Source organism: Nocardioides sp., assembly GCF_050699375.1.
In the GTDB taxonomy this organism is placed as follows: domain Bacteria; phylum Actinomycetota; class Actinomycetes; order Propionibacteriales; family Nocardioidaceae; genus Nocardioides.
The window spans coordinates 1-2683 of sequence record NZ_JBOHDN010000338.1; the positions used below are offsets into that span (position 1 = coordinate 1).

The window sequence follows — 2683 nt, forward strand, 5'->3', positions numbered from 1 at the left end:
TTCCCGCTGATGCTCTACGCCCAGCTGGTCCGCGGCTACACCGCTCTCGAGGCCTCGATGCTGATGGTGCCGATGGCGCTGGTCTCGTTCGTCGCGGCGCCGTTCGTCGGCCGGCTCACCGACCGGATGCACCCACGGCTGCTGACCGGGGTGGCGTTCCTCCTCTGCGCCGTCTCGCTCTTCTGGGTCTCGATGCCGATGACCGTCGACTCCCCGCTCTGGCACCTCCTCGTGCCGATGGGCTTCTTCGGCCTCGGATCGGCTGCCGTCTGGTCGCCCTTGGCGGCGACCGCCACCCGCAACCTGCCGATGCGGCAGGCCGGGGCCGGGTCGGGCGTCTACAACGCCACCCGGCTGGTCGGGTCCGTGATCGGCTCCGCCGCCGTCGCGGTGCTCATCGATCTTCGGCTCAACGCCCATGGACTCAACGGCGCGCTGTCGGGCAACCATGAGACCGCCGCCGGCTCCGCGATCCCGCCCCAGGTGGCGTCGACGTTCGCCGAGGCGATGTCCGAGGTGATGCTGCTCCCCGCGGTCGCTCTGGCGGTCGGCTTCGTGGCGGTGCTCTTCTTCACCACGCCACGCCACATGGCGAAGCGTTCCGAGATCTAGGAGAGCGCGACCGAGAGCGGCAGCCCGCGGCACGGGACCATGTCACGGGCAGTGGTCAGCGGGTCACCGGTGGCCAGCTGCGGGTCGGCCGAGACGACCGCCTTCCCATGGCCGTTGACCAGCGTCGCGCCGGCCCGGCGCAGCCCGGGCAGGAGCATCGTCTCGAGCGTCTCGATCAGGGTGTCCGCGCCCGCGACGCCGACCATCCGGCCGTCGGCGTAGACCGGCATCGTCGTGGTCATGACGTACTCATCGGTGCACACGAAGTCGACGTACGGCCCGACGAGGGTCAGCTCCCCGGTCCGCTCCGGCGAGCGGTACCACGGCTGGCGGGTGTAGTCGATCGCCTCCCCGGTCGCCGGAGCGTCGGCGTCACCGAGGAACTCACGGTCCTCGCCCTGCCACCACGCGAGGTAGAGACGCCGGTCGCTGAGCGCACCCGGCGCCACCACGAACCCGCCACCGACGAGGTTCGGGTTGCGCAGGAACTCCAGGGACCCGGGCTCGAGCCGAGCGCACAGGGAGGCGCTGGTGACCGGTCCGGCCTCGAAGAGGGCGGCCACCTCGCTGCGTACGCGCTCGAGCTCGGTCACGATCGGGCCGAAGTGCTGCTCGACCTGCGCCACGCAGTCGATGGCAGTTGTGGTCTCGCTCACGCGACCCTCGCTCATCGTCGCACCGCCTCATGGATCTCGGCCAAGCGTTCAAGAGAGTGGGCGACATGCTCTCGTACGCTTTCCCGTGCTCGTACAGCATCCCCCGCTGAGAGGGCTTCGACAAGGTCCTGATGTCTTATCGCTGTCGCCTCTCGGAAGGCCGGCTCGTTGAGAGGGATCCGGAGCAGCGCGCCGAAGTCGGCCTCCTGGCGAACGACTTCGCGGGTCATCCGGGCCGACTGGGTCAACGCCGCCACCGACAGGTAGAGCTCGCTGTCCGCACTGCGCCACCGGGCCACGTCGCTGACGTTGAGCGGGATCAGCAGGTCACGCAGGTCCTCGACCTCATCAGGGTCGGTACGCTCCGCGGCGATCTCCGCGCACCCGGTCAGCACCACCAGGTAGACCGTGACCCGGTCGCGCAGCTCGATCCGCGACATCGCGGCGAGCCGGTCCTCGACGAGGTCCTCGCTCTCGGGGGCACGTACGAACGAACCGCCGCCCCGCCCGCGAGTGGTCACCACCAGCCCCTTGGCCCGCAGCGCGATCAGCGCCTCCCGCGCCGTCACTGTCGCGACGCCGAGCATCTGCGCCAGCTCGGGCTCGCTCGGGAGCCGCTCGCCATGAGCGAGTACGCCGGAGCGGATCGCCTCGGCCAGCCTGCTCTCCACGCGCGCCGCCCTGCCCTCGTCCCCGATCGGGGCGAAGATGGCCGCACGGGCTCGAGACGTCATCACGCGCACGCCGGAATCCTAATGTATGGATCCAGATGTTTCGGTGGGGAGAGCTCGATCTCGCTGCTCAGGACCCCAGATCGGCGGATCGATTCAGGAAGTTGATGAATTCGGTCTTAACTATCTGGATCGAAGTGCGTTTCTGTGCTTAACCTGTGCGCACGGCTGACGCAGACTGGTGTCAGCCGCCCAAGATCGTCGGATGTCCAGGGCTTGTGGGGGGCGCTGGGCATCCGACTCCTTGGTTTTCGTGCGTTTGCGCATGGCGGATCGGGGCGGAACGCTCACCGAGTTACCTCGGTCAGCGCCCACCTACCTCGCTGAATTCCACGAGGTAAGTGACGGCCCGGTGAGGTAGCGCGGTGAACGTCGGGTGTCTTCGGGCACGCCCACACACGCAACAGGGCGGGGAGAGCCTTTCGGCTCTCCCCGCCCTGTCTCTTGGCGTGATCCGTTAGAAGACGGCGGCCACTGCGCTGGTCACCGAGTCGACGATGCCGCCCAGAAGGCCACCCTCGTCCTCTTCCTCAGCAGGAGCGTCCTTCTCCTCAGCCGGCTCCTCGGTGATCGGCCGCTCGGCCGGGGACTCCGACTCGCTCGGCTCCGCCTCGGGCTCCTCAGCAGGCGCCTCGTCGGCCTTGTCGCCATCGAGCACATCACCCAGCGGCGGCAGCAGCGGCG

General features: G+C 68.9%; 4 protein-coding genes. 1 reads left to right on the forward strand and 3 read right to left on the reverse strand.

The genetic code is table 11. From position 1 onward, the window contains the following. A partial coding sequence (locus ACRDPS_RS22965) for an MFS transporter (protein ID WP_431503986.1) occupies positions 1 to 612 on the forward strand: 612 nt, incomplete at its 5' end. On the opposite strand, the gene ACRDPS_RS22970 is transcribed toward ACRDPS_RS22965, so the two are convergent. The 3 genes from ACRDPS_RS22970 to ACRDPS_RS22980 form a co-directional block, all read right to left on the reverse strand. Continuing rightward, positions 609 to 1283, reverse strand: coding sequence for a cache domain-containing protein (locus ACRDPS_RS22970; protein ID WP_431503987.1), 675 nt, complete (start codon positions 1281 to 1283; stop codon positions 609 to 611). The genes ACRDPS_RS22965 and ACRDPS_RS22970 overlap by 4 nt on opposite strands. Continuing rightward, positions 1280 to 2002 (reverse strand): FadR/GntR family transcriptional regulator, encoded by a 723-nt coding sequence (locus ACRDPS_RS22975; RefSeq protein ID WP_431503989.1) that lies wholly within the window; start codon positions 2000 to 2002, stop codon positions 1280 to 1282. The genes ACRDPS_RS22970 and ACRDPS_RS22975 overlap by 4 nt, the downstream gene beginning before the upstream one ends. Before the next feature lie 454 nt (positions 2003 to 2456). Then, positions 2457 to 2683, reverse strand: a 227-nt coding sequence (locus tag ACRDPS_RS22980; RefSeq protein ID WP_431503988.1) for a hypothetical protein, incomplete at its 5' end; no start/stop codon positions are given.

What these genes read in the sequence shown, in the direction of transcription:
- ACRDPS_RS22970 (WP_431503987.1), bottom strand. Translation starts at nt 1,283, where the DNA reads ATGAGCGAGGGTCGCGTGAGCGAGACCACAACTGCCATCGACTGCGTG.
- ACRDPS_RS22975 (WP_431503989.1), bottom strand. Translation starts at nt 2,002, where the DNA reads ATGACGTCTCGAGCCCGTGCGGCCATCTTCGCCCCGATCGGGGACGAG.